General features: G+C 63.1%; 1 protein-coding gene. It reads left to right on the top strand.

Annotation, left to right across the window (positions count from 1 at the left end):
• Nucleotides 1-306 (top strand): hypothetical protein (locus IWC96_RS00475; protein ID WP_196838164.1); only part of this gene is annotated, 306 nt, incomplete at both ends.

Genomic DNA, 306 nt, shown 5'->3' with positions numbered 1-306 from the left:
TCAGCCGGTATCGAGCGAACGTCATCGCTGAGGCGCGCGAGAGCGCCGACCTTCTCATCCGCCGGTTCGTGGAGGGTCTCAGCTCGACCACCCCGGGCGCTCCGTCCTTGCCGCCTCTTCTCCTGGAGATGGACCCGGACTCCTTCGTCGAAGCCTTCCGTCAACACATCGACGCGGGTAGTGACGCAACAATAAACCGCTTCATCCGTGAGGCGCGGAGAGATTCCAGTTATCAACAGGCGGCGAACCCCAATGAGCGTGCCGCCGTCCTCGACAAGCTCGCTTTGGTCGCCATCGAGGCGATGC

The organism is Brevundimonas sp. BAL450 (genome assembly GCF_015767455.1).
In the GTDB taxonomy this organism is placed as follows: domain Bacteria; phylum Pseudomonadota; class Alphaproteobacteria; order Caulobacterales; family Caulobacteraceae; genus Brevundimonas; species Brevundimonas abyssalis.
The sequence above is the reverse complement of the archived record's forward strand: the minus strand, read 5'-3'. Positions and strand labels throughout refer to the sequence as shown.